The sequence below is a fragment of the Rhodonellum psychrophilum GCM71 = DSM 17998 genome (assembly GCF_000381545.1).
GTDB lineage: Bacteria > Bacteroidota > Bacteroidia > Cytophagales > Cyclobacteriaceae > Rhodonellum > Rhodonellum psychrophilum.
In genome coordinates this window covers 121,993-138,107 of sequence record NZ_KB906673.1, presented here as the reverse complement: position 1 = coordinate 138,107, position 16,115 = coordinate 121,993, and the positions used below count along the sequence as shown (strand labels likewise).

The 16,115-nt window shown below is 41.8% G+C and carries 11 protein-coding genes and 1 pseudogene; 5 read left to right on the top strand and 7 right to left on the bottom strand.

Annotated features, from left to right (window positions below):
• Positions 1–6 precede the first annotated feature (6 nt).
• The gene (locus F824_RS0100715; protein WP_019595917.1) at positions 7–1,950 is read left to right on the top strand and encodes a RagB/SusD family nutrient uptake outer membrane protein; all 1,944 of its coding nucleotides are present in this window, start codon (positions 7–9) and stop codon (positions 1,948–1,950) included.
• Between the two features lie 433 nt (positions 1,951–2,383).
• Here the strand turns inward: F824_RS0100715 and F824_RS0100705 are convergent, their stop codons facing one another.
• The 5 genes and pseudogenes from F824_RS0100705 to F824_RS0100685 form a co-directional block, all read right to left on the bottom strand.
• Complete coding sequence (locus F824_RS0100705) at positions 2,384–3,430, bottom strand: LacI family DNA-binding transcriptional regulator (RefSeq protein ID WP_019595915.1); 1,047 nt, start codon at positions 3,428–3,430, stop codon at positions 2,384–2,386.
• A gap of 1,126 nt (positions 3,431–4,556) precedes the next feature.
• On the bottom strand, positions 4,557–4,928 hold the full coding sequence (locus F824_RS28230; RefSeq protein WP_408005415.1) for a TOBE domain-containing protein: 372 nt from the start codon (positions 4,926–4,928) through the stop codon (positions 4,557–4,559).
• A 234-nt stretch (positions 4,929–5,162) separates the two neighbouring features.
• Positions 5,163–5,504 (bottom strand): annotated as a pseudogene (locus F824_RS28225) (ATP-binding cassette domain-containing protein); the annotation flags it as partial.
• Between the two features lie 109 nt (positions 5,505–5,613).
• Positions 5,614–7,251, bottom strand: coding sequence for an ABC transporter permease (locus F824_RS0100690; RefSeq protein ID WP_026333405.1), 1,638 nt, complete (start codon positions 7,249–7,251; stop codon positions 5,614–5,616).
• Between the two features lie 180 nt (positions 7,252–7,431).
• Positions 7,432–8,496 carry a Fe(3+) ABC transporter substrate-binding protein gene (locus F824_RS0100685; protein WP_019595911.1) on the bottom strand — a complete coding sequence of 355 codons (1,065 nt, stop codon included), beginning with the start codon at positions 8,494–8,496 and terminating at the stop codon, positions 7,432–7,434.
• 103 nt (positions 8,497–8,599) lie between these two features.
• Here F824_RS0100685 and F824_RS0100680 point away from each other — a divergent pair, with 103 nt between their 5' ends.
• Positions 8,600–9,532: a hydrogen peroxide-inducible genes activator gene (locus F824_RS0100680; RefSeq protein ID WP_019595910.1), complete on the top strand. Its 933-nt coding sequence runs from the start codon at positions 8,600–8,602 to the stop codon at positions 9,530–9,532.
• A 211-nt stretch (positions 9,533–9,743) separates the two neighbouring features.
• Positions 9,744–10,880, top strand: coding sequence for a BamA/TamA family outer membrane protein (locus tag F824_RS0100675; protein WP_019595909.1), 1,137 nt, complete (start codon positions 9,744–9,746; stop codon positions 10,878–10,880).
• 53 nt (positions 10,881–10,933) lie between these two features.
• On the opposite strand, the gene F824_RS0100670 is transcribed toward F824_RS0100675, so the two are convergent.
• Positions 10,934–11,947: a dipeptide epimerase gene (locus F824_RS0100670; RefSeq protein ID WP_019595908.1), complete on the bottom strand. Its 1,014-nt coding sequence runs from the start codon at positions 11,945–11,947 to the stop codon at positions 10,934–10,936.
• A gap of 74 nt (positions 11,948–12,021) precedes the next feature.
• Between F824_RS0100670 and F824_RS0100665 the strand changes: the two genes are divergently transcribed.
• Together F824_RS0100665 and F824_RS0100660 are read left to right on the top strand one after the other, a co-directional pair.
• The gene (locus tag F824_RS0100665) at positions 12,022–13,527 is read left to right on the top strand and encodes a M14 family zinc carboxypeptidase (RefSeq protein ID WP_019595907.1); all 1,506 of its coding nucleotides are present in this window, start codon (positions 12,022–12,024) and stop codon (positions 13,525–13,527) included.
• Between the two features lie 89 nt (positions 13,528–13,616).
• Positions 13,617–14,348 (top strand): SIMPL domain-containing protein, encoded by a 732-nt coding sequence (locus F824_RS0100660; protein ID WP_019595906.1) that lies wholly within the window; start codon positions 13,617–13,619, stop codon positions 14,346–14,348.
• Between the two features lie 77 nt (positions 14,349–14,425).
• Here the strand turns inward: F824_RS0100660 and F824_RS0100655 are convergent, their stop codons facing one another.
• On the bottom strand, positions 14,426–15,997 hold the full coding sequence (locus F824_RS0100655) for an Rne/Rng family ribonuclease (protein ID WP_019595905.1): 1,572 nt from the start codon (positions 15,995–15,997) through the stop codon (positions 14,426–14,428).
• Positions 15,998–16,115: the final 118 nt, after the last annotated feature.

The window sequence follows — 16,115 nt, the reverse complement described above, 5'->3', positions numbered from 1 at the left end:
TTTAATATGAAAAAGATACAGCTATATAAAAATTCAATAAAGGGCTTGTTTTTGACAGCGCTTTTCCTTGTATCATGCTCTGAAATATTGGATGAAAAACCCCGGAGTATATTTGAACCTGGATTTTTCCAAACCGAAGAAGGCATTCAAGGTGGATTGACATCGATGTATGCGCACCTTCGCTACATTTATGGACAAGCATATTATTTCAACACCACCTTAACCGGGACTGATGAAGTAACATATGCCCAGAGTGCGGACCAAAATTTCTTGGTGATGGATATCAGTGGCCAAGGAGATATTGATCCGAACAACAGCCGTGCAGATGCTTTATGGGGAGCCGCATATTCGAATATAAACACTGCAAGCGGTATCATAAAGTTCGCTCAAAATGCGGGTGTATCCGATGCCCTCGTGGCAGAAGCCAGGTTCTTTAGGGCTTTTGATTACTTCTTGTTGGTTCAGACTTTCGGCGGTGTGCCGCTTGATTTAGGCGCTGGGGAATTGGAATTTAATGTTGTCCCAACCAGGACCTCCGTAAGGAATACTGTGCCTGAAGTATACACGAGGGGAATCTTCCCAGACTTGGTCAGAGCTGTAAATGAACTGCCCGAGGTAAGTAGGCTTACAGGTACCGCTACCAAAACCTTGGCCCGTCTTTATTTGGCAAAGGCCTACCTTACTTATGCTTGGTGGTTGGAAAATCCAAACAACATTCCTACGTATCCAGAAACTTCCAGAGTAGATCCGGATGGAAATAATGCACAATGGTATTTCCAGCGGGCCTATGATATTGCGAACGAAGCAATAGACAATCCGGGACCTTTTGGCCTTCAAGAGACATTTTATGATGTCAATTTGGCGCAAAATGACCGCAACAAGGAAATGTTATTGTATGCAGATCATACTGAAACCAGTGAGTTTTACAATGGTGGAAGTCTCACTTTTGGAGGTGGAGGCGCACCTGACAACTTCGCGGGTTGGATGATGACTTGGAATTATACCGTGATCAGAAGTAGTGCATCGGCCACCCAATGGGCCAATAATATCGAGTCTGTAAGGCGGGAAGCTGCTCAAGCGACAGGTCGACCATGGACGCGTATGTGTCCGACAATAGGTGTGATTACCAATACCTTTGCGGATAAGAGCAATGATTCTCGCTATGACGGTACCTTTACTACGGTATACCGTGCCAATACTGACAAAGCACCAGCCATCAGTAGCCCCATTTATAATGCGAATTTGATCCAAGTGCAGCCAGGTGACGCGATTCTAACATTTTTGAATGAGGAGCCTGATCAAGCGATTGTGTATCCTACTCCAGCGAGTTTGGGTGGAAATATTGGTGCAGGGATATTGCCGGGAAGATCCGATTTTGTGGTTTCTCCAAAAGGAATAAGTAGAATCGTCTATCCAGGTCTTTGGAAATTGGGGCCTTATCGCACAGACAGTGGTGACGGCTTGGGTCAGCCAAATGCGGGAAGTACCAGACCATTCAACATTGCCAAGTTCTCTGAACTGTACCTGATCGCGGCTGAAGCTGCTGTAAAAGGAGCCGTTGGAGGCAAAAGCGCACGTGATTTGGTCAATGTGCTTCGTGCAAGAGCAGGTGTATGGCGTTGGGATAACAATGGGAACCAAGAAAAAATCATTGACAACAGCGCAGAAATGATTGCTGCCACTCCAATGGTGATCGACATCAATTACATTCTTGCCGAACGTTCAAGGGAATTTTATGCCGAAGGCTATCGTTGGTATGACTTGATCCGTACGCAAAAGTGGGAAGAATTGGCAAAGACCTATCAAATTGGAGGTAGGAATTATGGAGACCACACGCCGCAAACCATCACGAGAAATATCAAAGCGCACCATTACCTAAGACCAATTCCACAGAGTCAGATTGATGCCATGGAGGGTGATAGAACCATTTATCAAAATCCAGGGTATTAATTCGTGAGAATTTAATATTTAAAAATCAAAACTGGTTTGTTACTGGGTGGGAGATAATCTTCCACCCATTTTTTATTCAACTCGAAACCTGAATTTGGTTTCCCAATAGGTCTTGAAATGGCAAGAATATCAAACCAATTCATAAATAAGGTGTAATACCGAACTGGGGAAGTCAAGCAAACAACTGGATGATTATTAGGTAATTATAGGATGGAATTGAGAATGAATAAAACTGGTTCAAAACAATTTTGTAGTTTGATTTTTCCAATTGGGCGGTTTTACCCTGGATTCAGGAAATAAATATAAAAATTAAGTCCTTAACCCTCATAACCAGGCGTCAAAACTACGTTCTTATTTCTAGCGAGATTTTTCATTTACAATTCCAAAAATACCGGGTTTAGGGATCTTTTTTTTGAAAAGCGATCCGATTTTACTAATTAAAAAAGCCATCCTTTTTTTTCAAAGAAGATTCCCGGATAATCAATTCCGAGCGTAAAGTGATTTTATTTGTGTTTTGTAGCGTAGTCCTTTCTGGTTCATCCAGGTAATTGATCAGACTTTTCATGGCAACCTCCCCCATTTCAAATCCCGGGTAGTTGATGGTTGTGATTTTAGGTTCCACAAGTCTGGAAATCACCTCATTGTTAAAACCTACAATGGCGATATCTTCTGGTATTCTTATTCCCCTTTGTTTTAGATGATTGATGCAGCTTGCCGCACAGGCATCGTTGGAGACAAAGAGCCCATCAGGAATCGGGTTCATTTCTAAGATTTGGTTAACAATTTTTTCGCCCGCCTCTTCATTGATTTCAGACAGTATGATAATTCGATCTTGGTCAAAAGGAATGTTTTTTTCCATCAATGCATACTTGTATCCCTTCAATCTATCCGCATACACACTCACTTTGACACTTCCCAAGACGTGGACAATACGCGTACAGCCTTGTTCAATTAGGTGGTTTGTGGCTACCTGAGCAGCTTGAATATTGTCTATTGTAACTCCTGTACTGTCATCGCTATTGGCTATTCTGTCATAAAATATCACAGGAATACCCCTTTTGTGAAATGGCGCAAAATGTTCCAAATGCTCCGCGTCACTTGCCAAGGAAACCAGCAATCCATCCACCCTACTGTTGAACATGGATCTGGTATTGGCAATCTCTTTATCGCTTGATTCAAGGGATTGACTGATGACTAAGTTGAAACCTGCTTTATTGGCGACTTTTTCCATGCCGGCCAGGACGGAGGACTGAAAATTACTGTTCAAACTTGGTACAATCACCCCAATGTTATTCGTTCTTTTACTTCTTAAATTTGCCGCAAATACGTTGGATTGATAACCCATATCGGCTGCGGCCTGAAAAATTTTTTTCTTCGTTTTGTCTTTTACTGCCGGATGGTTGTTTAAAGCCCTGCTGACTGTGGTTGGAGAAACTCCCAAATCTTTAGCTATATCATATATTGTGATATCTTTTTCCATTTTATGTCTAAAATCTCGTCGTTTCATTGGTCTGGAGAAAAAGAATTTCTCCACTAGCCAATTCAGTAAAATGTGTTGGTTTTAAAAACTCTCTTCTTTTAGTTTCATTCAAAAGGATTGAATGAAACCGATTGTATTTGGAATAGACTATTCTTGACCAAGTGCAAAGGTAAATCAGATGTTTGAAAAGCCAAGTGAAATTTCCACATTCAATGCGGTCTTGTATTTTAAAAATGCCGATTTCTAATTGGCATTCAGTGAGATCAACAAAAATTTATCCTACTAAAGCTGGACTAGGATAATATTCTTTAATTTTTTTGAAACCCTGATCCTGAGCAAGGCAGGCAGTTCGATGAGGGGATTGGCTTTTATTCCAAATAATGGATACTGCTATTGATCAACCAACATACATGCTCGATCAAGCAATGAAATTGGTTGTATATTTGAGTTTTAGAGTGCAGGGTTATATTCGAAACAATTCTTTGGCTTACCGGAATATTATTGAATGAATGATCTCTTCTGCCTAGGCTCCGAATTTTAACCCGTTTTATGTATTGCGAATGCCATTCAATACTGTATTTATCTGATAATTAGTCCCTTGTTGACTTTAATTGATTTCACCATATCGGTTTCAGGAATTGGTCTCCCAATGGTTTGATTTTCTTTCGGTTTCAATATCCTTAGAAAGGCTAATGCATATTTCGGGTTTAACTCAATATTTCAAACGGTATAATGCATCAATAGCTTCATTCCAGCTGAAATTGCTTAACAATCAGTCAATGATTCCTTTTTTTAATCTCAGCTTGTCGGTACAATGCCTTATTTTCCAAATAGCCTGGTTTCCTTGCAGATTCAAGCCCATTAGGTTTCCGAATGTATGTTTCGGGTTCAAGCCAATCCACTTAAAATCTGGGTCAGGGAGTTTTGGATTCTTTTCCCTTCTATGATTCCTCGTAGACATTATTCAGGCTTTCCATAGAACATCAACAATTGATGTTGTAGCCCTATGCTACCTGATAGTGGTGATTTAGGGTGAAAATGGATCGCCACATCTTATATTGGTTCTCTCGAAGGTGCAGACTTTGTTCTCCAGGAATTTGGCTGAAATTTTTGGTTTTTGGGAATTCTAAAATGCCTCTTCCACATCGTATTTCCAGAGATAAAAAAACGCCTTTTCTATTCCCTCAAAGGTTCTTCCGGGATTGGTCCTGATACTGATCCGTTTTCCCTCTTCATCTGCAATTTTCACGATTTGGTGGTCTCCAAAATAAGAAACCTTAAATATGGTTCCAATCAGTTGCTGATCGTCATTCTGAACCACTTCAGCGTGCTCCGGCCTAAAAAGTAACTTTACTTTGCCTTTATAATCTCCCGCTTTTTTGTCTTTTATAAAACCAAAGGGTGTGTAGAATCCTTCAGCCGTAGGCGTCGCCAAGATTTCGTTTCTCTTTCCAAAGAAGTTGGCAACATAAGGATTCACGGGTTTTTCATAAAGCATTTTGGGGATATCGATCTGTTGCAGATAGCCTTTGTGCAAGATCGCAATCCTATCGGCAGTCGAAAGCGCATCACGAGTATCATGGGTGACTAAAATGGCAGTCACACCTGTTTTCTTGATGATTTGTCGGATTTCTTCCCTGACCTGATCCTTGAGCATTGCATCAAGATTGCTAAAGGGTTCATCCATCAAAATGATTTTGGGATTCGGAGCCATCGCTCTCGCCAAGGCTACACGCTGTTGCTGGCCTCCGGAAAGCTGATGGGGATATTTGTTGAAATCTTCCTTAAGCCCTACCAAGAGGAGTGTTTCTCGAACCTTTTTTTCTTTATCGCCCTTGAATTTTTGCAGGCCAAATTTCACATTTTCCAAAATGGTCAGGTGTGGAAAAAGTGCATAATCCTGAAAAACCATCCCCACTTGCCTTTCATGTGCCGGGACCGATTCCCGACCCTCTACGATGACCTGTCCGGAAAGTGAAATCGAACCGCTTTCTGGATGTTCCAAGCCTGCAATCAGCCTCAACAAAGTGGTTTTTCCTGAGCCGCTTTCCCCCACCAAAGCCAAAATTTCTCCTTCTTTGACATCAAAAGAAACATCATTGATGGCATATTCGGGAGCTTGGCTGTATTTTTTGAAGATGTGATGGAGTGATAAAATCGTCATCAGGTTTTGGCTTGTATCCTTAAAATTCTCTTTTCTTAATGAGCCTGTTGAGGAAAATGATGGGTATGATTCCTGTCAGGATGATGATCAATGCAGCATTCGCCGATTCAGCGATCATTTCATTGGTCGCCATGTCAAATGCCTTGGTGGCCAATGTCTGATAATTGAATGGTCTTAAAATCAAAGTTAAAGGTAATTCCTTTAAAACGTCTACAAATACCAGTAATATGCCGGAAATCAAACTGGTCTTGATCAAAGGCAGGTCTATTTTCCAGAGCGTTCGTGTGCTTCTCGTGCCAAGAAGCCTGCTGGCCTCATTGATGTGTATCCCGATTTTCTGGAATCCGGCATCTACTGGGTTATATCCTACGGCCATAAACCTCACCACGTAGGCAAAGACCAAGGCAAATAAAGTCCCAGACAGAAACAACCCCGCAGTTTTGGAAGAAAGAAAAGAATCATAAATCCACTTGTCAAATGCCAAAAATGGAATCAAAACGCCAACGGCAATCACCGCTCCGGGTACCGCATAACCCAAGGTGGACACTTTGGTAATGCTTTTAATCCACTTGAAGGGGCTCAAACGCAAAGTATAGAGCAATACTACAGCAAAGAGTACGATGATAATACCGCTGACTGCGGCCAGGCCAAAACTTCGGAAGATCAGCAGGAAAAATTCAGAATCGATGACTTTCTCATACGTCATGCTTACCCAATACAGGAGTTGCAAAAATGGGGTCAAAAAGCTGACTATAAAAATAAGGAAGCAGATTCCGGTAAAAAGGACCTTTTTGACCATGGACAAATGAATTCTAGCTGTGGGTTTGTTGATCCCATTCACTGCAGAATATTGTCTATTCCCTCTGTGAAGGGATTCGAGATAGAGTATGGCAAATACAAAGACCATCAGGATAGCCGCCAAATAAATGGCTGTGGAGGAATCTCCCATTGAAAACCAAGCCCTGAATATCCCGGTGGTAAAAGTATTCACGCCAAAATATTTCACCGTACCATAATCGTTCAGGACTTCCATGGAAGCCAATGCGATCCCCGCCACTATTGCCGGACGGGCCATCGGAAGCGCAACCTTGAAAAAGGTTTTGGTTCTGTTTGAACCCAAAAGAAAGGAGGCTTCCTGAAGGGTTTTGGATTGTTGGGCAAATGAGGCTCTCGAAATCAAAAACACATAGGGGAACAATGTAATGGATAAAATAAATATCGCCCCGGGAAGGTTCATGATGTCAATCAGGCTGCCTTTTACCTGAATGTCTAGCGTGTTGCGAAGAAAACTGTGAAATGGGCCTGCATAATCCAGCAAACCTACATAGGTGTAGGCCATAATGTACCCTGGAAATCCCAAGGGTAAAATAAGCAACCATTCGAAGTATTTTCTGCCAGGAAACTCATAATTGGAAACCAACCAGGCAGTGCTGACACCGAGCAAAAAGGTAAAAAAAGCCACTCCAAGGAGAAGGAGAATTGTGTTCTGGAAATAGTCAAAAAGTAAGTTATTGAAGATATGTGACCAGCTATCTCCAGGACGATCAAATAGTTTGAATAAAATGGTGAACAAAGGGGTAGCTACCACCAATACAATTAGAATAGAGTAGCCTGTCCATTTGTTCCACCAATAATAATGTCGTTTTCTTATTTCCAAGGATTTTAACCCATTTTATGCATTACGAATGCCATTCAATACTGTATTTATCTGATAATTAGTCAGTTTTTGGCTTTTATTGACTTCACCATGTCGGTGTCAGGAAATAGTCTCCCAATTGTCTGATTTTCTTTCGGTTTCAATATCCTAAGAAAGCCTAATGCATCTTTCGGGTTTAACTTATTTCCAACCGACTTTATCAAAAATGATAACTGCCTCATTGTTATTTTCACCGAGTTTGGAAAGATTGAGGTCGTCCGTTTTGAAGTTCCCCCATTTTTTCAATAAATCGGAAACCTCTACAGAAGGGTTCACGGGATATTCAAAGTTGATATTGGCCAAAATTTCTTGGGATTCTGGCTCAGATAGAAATTCCAATAATTTTATTGCATTCTCCTTGTTGGGAGCATATTTGGTGACGCCCGCACCTGAAATGTTGATATGGGTTCCTCGGTCTCCTTGATTGGGGAAAAATATGCCAACTTTTTCTGCGGCTTTTCTTTCTTCCTCATTGGCATCATTGAGCATGATACCGATATAATAGGTATTGACGATCGCCACATCCCCTTCACCGGAGGCGACAGCTTTTACCTGATCTCTATCACTGCCTTTTGGAGATCTGCTCATGTTGGCAAGAAGATCAGCGGCCCATTTTTCCGCACCTGCACTTCCATTGGCCGCAATGATCGATGCCAATAGGGATTGGTTATAAATATTCTCGGAGGACCTGGTCAATATTCTTCCTTTCCACTCTGGCGCTGTCAAAGCCTCGTACGTGCTGAGTTCTTCTGCTTTTACCCGCTCTTTGCTGTAGGCTAGAATCCTTGCTCTATAAGTCAAACCAAACCAGTATCCCTCTGGATTTCTGAACTTGCTTGGAATATTTGTGTCCAAAATCTCCGAGGAAATAGTTTGAAGCAATCCTTTTGTTTCAGCGCGGTGAAGTCTTCCTGCATCCACAGTGATCAAAACATCCGCAGGTGAATTGGCACCTTCCAGCTCCAGCTTTTGGATCAGTTCATCTGCACTGGCACTTACGACATTGACCTTGATTCCGGTTTTTTCGGTGAATTTGTCAAAGATCAGTTGATCTGCTTCGTAGTGTCTGTGGGTATAGACATTTACGACACCTTCTTCGGGGGTGCTGCTACAGGAAAACAATGAAACCGCAAGGGCTGCAACGAGACTGGTTTTTATAAGAGTTTTGAGCATATTTTGGTAGATTAATGGGGCAAAAATAATCATTATTTAAATCAAATCTAAATAAAGACAAAAAGATTTTTATATTTGTGGCCACACAGTTAAGCGGATTTTTTGAATGGAATTATGAGATGTTTAAGGAATAACAATGACAATCCAACAACTTGAATACATCATTGCAGTGGACAAACATCGCCATTTTGGTAATGCAGCGGAATCCTGTTTTGTTACCCAACCCACCCTCAGTGCGCAAGTAAACAAATTGGAGAAAGAGCTCGGTGTCATTCTTTTTGACCGCTCCAAGATGCCCGTGATTCCAACAGAAATTGGAGCGACCATCATCGAACAAGCCAAGAAAGTGACTTCTCACAGCAAGGGTATTTTTGAATTGGTTAGCCAGCTCAAAGGGGATGTTTCCGGAGTGATCAAGATTGGCATCATTCCCACGCTTGCTCCCTATCTGCTGCACCGTTTCATTCGGGTTTTTCTCGAAAAATACCCCAATGTTCAGCTTCAGGTGGAGGACTTGATCACCGAGGAGATTCTAAAGAGACTTAAAAACGATGAAATCGATCTTGGGATCATTGTTACTCCTTTGGAGGAACCGGGGTTTTTGGAAAAGCCCATGTTCTACGAAAAATTTTATGCCTATTTATCAAAAGACCATCCTCTTTTGAAAAAGGATCGCTTGGATATCAAGGATCTTGAGAATGCAGATATGTGGGTGCTTCAGCAAGGTCATTGTTTCAGGGATCAGGTGCTCAACCTATGCAACAAAACCAAATTCCATAGGATGAATTTTCATTATGAAAGCGGCTCTTTGGAAGGGCTAAAAAACATGGTGAATAAATACCAGGGAATCACCCTTCTTCCAGAATTGGCCACCTTTGATTTGACCGAGGAGGAAAAACTCCGGCTAAGAAGATTCGACAAGGAAGAACCGATACGCGAGGTAAGTATTATTCTGACAAGAAGTTTTTTGAAAAAGAAATTGGTGGAGCTTCTTTACAATGAAATCACCGCATCCATTCCCCATCCAATGACTTCAAAAGCGCATGGAAAAATCGTGAGATTCAAGTAGCAAAAAATTATTAGAGCAATTGGTTCTTTCCATCCATTCATTCAGATAGGAAAAGAAAATGTTTGATTTTATTAATAGTGGTTTTTTTCTCTACAGCTTTCAAAAAACAATTTGAAACCTATTTGAAATATTCGAGGTTAAGTTTGGATTGGAAGAACATTGCTAACTATTCCAGAATATTTATTTGGAATATCCACCCCGTTTTTGAATCATGTACAGAAAAATCGTTTTTTTGTTAATACTCATTCTTTGTTTGCCTTTCTACTCACCTACGTTTAGCCAAAACATTTTCAAAAAATACGTCAACGGGATCATCAATGACACTTCTGACATCAGGGAACCCCAATTTTTGATGTATCCAACGGTTGCCTATTCTCCCGAAACAAGTTGGGAAATCGGATTTTCTTCTCTCTATGTTTATTATCCAAAAAAAGACACCACCAACAGACTAAGTGAGGTCAATGCCTTTACATTTTTTACCCTTCAGAATCAATACGGACTTTGGTTGGATCACGCATTGTACACGGATAAAAACAAATGGTTTTTTCTGGGAAGGTTGCGCCTTCAGAGTTTTCCGCTGAAATACCACGGAATTGGCATGGATTCCCCTGCGGGATATTTGGCACTTGTAGAAGCCAATCAGATAATGATCAGAGAAAGAGTACTTCGGCAGGTAAGAAAAAACCTTTTTTTTGGACTTCAGGCTGACTTTCAGCGACTAGGCGGTGTGGATTTTAAGGCCTCACCCGAAAACCCGACAATTGATTTGCCAACAGGAAGCGAAGGTTCTACAAATTTGGGTTTAGGAGTTGGGCTCGTTTATGACAACAGGCACAATGTGCTCAATGTGAGAAAAGGACTGTTTTCGGAATTGGCCATTTTGAGATATACCCAAGCACTTGGCGATTTTGGTTTTACTTCGGTTCTATCAGACACAAGGATTTATAGGCCGATCGGAAAAAACAATGTGCTGGCAGCCCAGCTTCTTGGCCAGTTCACTACAGGGGATGTTCCTTTCAATCAACTGGCCTTGATGGGTGGTGACAACATGATGCGCGGATATTATATGGGCCGGTATCGGGACAAAAACCTACTTGCTTTCCAAGTCGAAAACCGATTCCTTCCGCTCCCTTTGGGTTTTTCAAAGCGGATAGGAGCAGCGGTTTTCGGAGGATTGGGGACAGTGTTTCCCGATTTCCAAAAAGCATCGATTCACAAAGTGGTCTGGTCAGCGGGTGCCGGTTTGAGGTTTCTTTTGTTTCCCAAAAAAGACATTTATACCCGTTTCGATCTTGCCTACACGCAGGAAGGATCAGGAGTTTATCTTTTTATTGGAGAGGCTTTTTGATGAAAATTCTTACTCCACATTGGTGGGGTTAAAGAATTCTTTACCGATAATGATCAGCTGATCAATTCCGCCCCTATCCCATTCCCTTCAGGAAAAGTGATTGTATCGGGCGTTATCCTGACTCCTGTGGCAATGTCATGCGCCAGCAACATGGCTCCGTCCATATCTACATAATCCAATAATGGGGCAATGTGGGCGATGGCAGTGATCCCAATTGAGGACTCGGTCATGCAGCCCACCATGGTTTTCATACCCAAGGATTTGGCTTCTTGCAGCATCCGCAGTCCAGGTGTGATTCCTCCAGCTTTCACCAACTTTACATTGATGCCGTGGAAGTGACCAAAGCATTTTCTGACATCTGATTCGATGATACAGCTTTCGTCTGCAATTACGGGCAATTTGCTGAATTTGAAGACCTCTTTCATCCCCTCCAGATCATCTTTGGGGAGAGGCTGCTCCATAAATTCGACCTTGAGTTTTGCCAGTTCTTCCGAATTCCTGATGGATTGTTCCGCGGTCCAGGCACAATTGGCATCAATACGGAAGATGGAATCGGTATATTTTCTAAGCTCACGGATGATTTCCATGTCATGGTCCGTTCCCAACTTGATTTTATAAATGGGCCAATCCACCTCCTTCATTTTGGAGACCATTTTTTCGATGGAATCTATGCCGATCGTAAAATTGGTGGTGGGGGTGTTTTTTGGATCGAGTCTCAGATATTCGTAAAGCTTTTTCCCCTGTCTTTTGGTAAAAAGATCCCAAGCCGCCATATCCAAGGCACATTGTGCAAATGGGTTGCTCTTAAAGATTTCTTTGGTGTTTTCCCAAAGCTCCTCTGGTGAATTCCAATGGCCATTTTCTACCCGATCTTTAGCCTCTTCCAAACAACGAGTGATGTTCTCCGCCGTCATTCCATAGAAGGGATTGGTGGTGGTTTCTCCATAACCATACATTTCTCCATCATCCAAGCGGACTATCACCGTGTCCTGAATGTCCCGGCTTTGATGGGCGATCGTAAAAGTGTGCTTTAGAACAAGATCTTTGACAATGTAGGAGAGCTGCATAAAAATGAATTTATATTTTGGCCAAAAGTAAGTGTATTTTTTTGCTTAAGTCCATAACTTACACGGATTATTCCATGAAATCAAAGACCCGCATGATTCCTTCATTCAGTTTCAAATCCACCAGTTTTTCTGCCTTGTTGTTCCTGTTTTTTCTTTTTTCCTGTCAAAACGAAAAAAAGGAATTTCTTGCATTGGACATCAGTCTTCTGGAGGCGGTCCATGAACAGTACCAAGAAAAGTCCATCACTGAAAGAAGATTCAAGCATGCCCAAGCCATGCCTTTGGTGAAAGGGAGATTGGATGGACATTTTGTTGTGGAGGAAATAGGGAAATCTGTAGAAGGGAAGGAAATCTTCCAAATGACCATCGGTGATGGGCCTACCAAGGTGATGCTTTGGTCACAGATGCATGGCAATGAAAGTACGGCTACCATGGCACTTTTTGATCTTTTCAATTTTTTGGAAGCCAAAGATGATGATTTTGAAGACCTCAGGAATACCCTGAAATCCAAACTCACCCTGAGGTTTATCCCCATGGTCAATCCCGATGGAATGGATAACTGGACCAGAAGAAATGCTTTCGACATTGATCTTAACCGTGATGCCATCAAGCAAACTTCACCGGAGGCCATTGTCCTCAAAAATGCCAGAGATAATTTTTCACCAGCATTTGGATTCAACCTTCATGACCAGCAGGTCTATTATAATGTTTCTCAAACGGAAAAGCCCGCAACCATTTCAGTTTTGGCACCTGCTTACAATTATGCAACAGAAGTGAATGACGTCCGAAAGAATGCCATGCAGGTCATCGTGGGAATGAACCGTGTCCTTCAGCAAATCGTCCCTGGCCAAGTCGGGAAATATGACGATGCTTTTGAACCAAGGGCTTTTGGCGACAATTTCCAGAAATGGGGAACTAGCACCATTTTGATTGAATCGGGCGGTTATAAGGATGACCCCGAAAAGCAGTATATCCGCAAGCTCAACTTTATCATTATCCTCAATGCACTTTCTGAGATCGCCAATGGCTCCCATGATCAATATGTTTTGGAGGATTATTACAAGATTCCTGACAATGATTTAAAGTTGATGGACTTGATTCTGAAAAATTTGGCCTTGGTAAAAAATGAGACCAATTATGGGGTTGACTTGGGTATCAGAAGAAGAGAGGCCGATGCAAACGATAGTTTTTTCGTGAATGGAACCATTGATGATTTGGGCGATTTATCCGTTTTTTATGGTTTCGAGGAATTCGATGCCGCAGGAATGGAAGTGGTACAGGGCAAAATATATGAAACAAGCTTCAAGAATCCGGAGGAAATCACGATGGAAAAATCCATTGAATTGCTGAAAAAGGGGTTTTTGGGAGTTAAAGTGATAGAATCCTTGGATAGACAAAGTCACGCTTTCCCGATTTTGCTGTTGAAGAACAAGACAGAAATTCCAACTGGAATAGAAATGGGGGGAAGTCCCAATTTCTTTCTGGCCAAGGACGGAAAGTTGAAATATGCTGTTGTGAATGGCTATTTGATCGATCTGGAAAATCCGGCTACTCAATCCTATAGACAAAAGGTGATGTGAGTGACCTTGATATAGGCATCCTTTTTTATATCCAAAATGATTATTGATCAGGAATTGTTTTAAATTGGTTTACCTAAAATTCATCATCTATGAAAAATCATCTTACCGCGGTTATTTTTGCAATCGCCATAATAATCTCCTCCATTGTTTTGGCAAATTCCATTGTGAACCGCAACAAAAAGGCTGGAGCCGTCGATGTGACCGGCTTAGGAGAAAAGAATTTTTCATCCGATTTGGTGGTTTGGGAGGGGAATTTCAGTAGAGAAAATTACGATATCAAGTTGGCCTATGCGGATTTGGAGAAGGACAAAAAAGCGGTAACCGACTATTTGGTCGCCAAGGGAATCCCAATAGAGAAGATCATTTTCTCCGCCGTCAGCACCAATCCCAGATACCAGCAGAATTACAGCAGTACCGGCAATTTTATGGGACAGACTTTTTTGGGTTATGAACTCAACCAATCCATTCAGATCGAATCCAAAGAAATAGAAAAAGTCGAGAAAATCTCGCGTGAAATTACGGAACTGTTGATGCAGGGGGTTAAATTCTATTCCCAGCCTCCTCGATATTATTATACCCAACTCGAAAGCCTCAAGATTGAAATGATCTCGAAAGCCACCGAAGATGCAAGGCTCAGGGCCGAAAAGATCGCCGAAAATTCAGGGTCGAAATTGGGAAAATTGAATTCCGCCAATATGGGGATTTTCCAGATTACAGGCCAAAATTCTACAGAGGACTACTCCTGGGGTGGCACCTTCAATACTTCCTCAAAGGAAAAAACCGCCTCGATCACGATGCGGTTGAGTTATGGCATTAAGTAAATCGTCTTCCCATATAATCAAAAAGGGCACGAAAGGTTTATCCCTTCGTGCCCTTTTTGATTCTGAAAATGCTGGATCTATTCGATCTCGCTTTTTACTGTTAGTTCTATTTCTTCTCCTGAGTCGTCCAGGAATCTGTACTCCGTCACGGGTAGTGAGGAATCTCTGATCAGTTTTACCCACTTAAAATATTTGAAAAACCATTTTACACGTTGGGAAATAATCCCGTTGGTAAAATATGCATACAGGTATGGGTGAAGCCCGATGTGTATGCTTGAAACATTTTGGATAGTAGCGATATGCTCGAGGTCTGTTTCCAATTTGTCGGCGACCAATATGGAAGCCTGAATCTTGCCGGTGCCATTACAGGCTGGGCAGGTTTCTTTGGTGACAATGTTTACTTCAGGTCTTACCCGCTGCCTGGTGATCTGCAAGAGACCAAATTTGGTAAGCGGCAAAACAGTGTTTTTTGACCTGTCAGATTTCATTTCGTCTTTCATCGCTTCATAAATAGCCTTCTTGTTGTCGGCTTTTTTCATGTCTATGAAGTCAATGACGATGATGCCTCCCATGTCTCGGAGGCGTAGTTGTCGGGCAATTTCTTTTACAGCTGCCAGGTTGGTTTTTAAGGCCGTTGTTTCCTGGTCACTTTCTTGATTGGATTTATTTCCGCTGTTCACGTCGACGACGTGAAGGGCTTCGGTATGTTCAATGATAACATAACCGCCTTGTGGAAGACTTATCGTCTGACCAAACAAGCTTTTGATCTGCTTTTCTATTCCAAAACTTTCAAAGAGCTTTGCTTTACCATTGTAAAGCTTGACAATTTTTTCTTTTTCAGGGGCAATCGTCCTTATATAAGTCCGAATCTGATCGAAAATCAACTCATCCTCTACTGTGATTGCATCGAATGATTCGTTGAGCAGGTCTCTAATGATGGAGGATGCCATGCTCATTTCTCCGATTACCTTGTCGCGGCCTTTGGCTTTGGCCAATTTTTTCATTCCTTCTTCCCAAGTGGTCACCAGATTCCTGAGGTCTTTGTCCAATTCTATGACGGATTGGCCTTCGGCAACGGTTCTGATGATGACGCCAAAGTTGGCGGGTTTGATGGAAGTGATGAGTCGGACCAGTCTTCTTCTCTCTTCTGCACTTCGTATTTTTTTCGATACGTTGACAGAATCCGAAAATGGGACCATTACCAAATAGCGACCGGCAATGGAGAGCTCACACGATAGTCGTGGGCCTTTCGTTGAGATCGGCTCTTTTACAACCTGAACCAATATTTGGCTGTTTTTAGAAAGGACATTGGAAATTTTCCCAAGCTTTTCTATTTCAGGCTCCAAACCAAACCCTTTTAAGTTGTAGTTGGTGGCATTTTGAGTGAGTATCTGCTTCGTGTATTTGTTCAAGCTGTTGATCTGCGGACCCAAATCCTGATAATGCAGGAAAGCGTCCTTTTCATAACCAACGTCTATGAAGGCTGCATTGAGCCCATTGACAATTTTACGAACCGTACCCAGATAAATATCACCGACTTTAAACTGGTTGTCTTCCCCACCGGAGTGGAGCTCTACCAAGTTTTTGTCCTTCAAAAGGGCTATGCGACTACCGCCTTGAGCAGAATCGATTACTAATTCTGTGCTCAAATCGTGTCTCTGTTTATAATGTAAATGAACGTTTAATGTAAAAACTCAAATAAGAAGAAGTGTACTACTTCTTCTTATTCTTATGTCTGTTTTTTCTTAATCTTTTCTTACGCTTGTG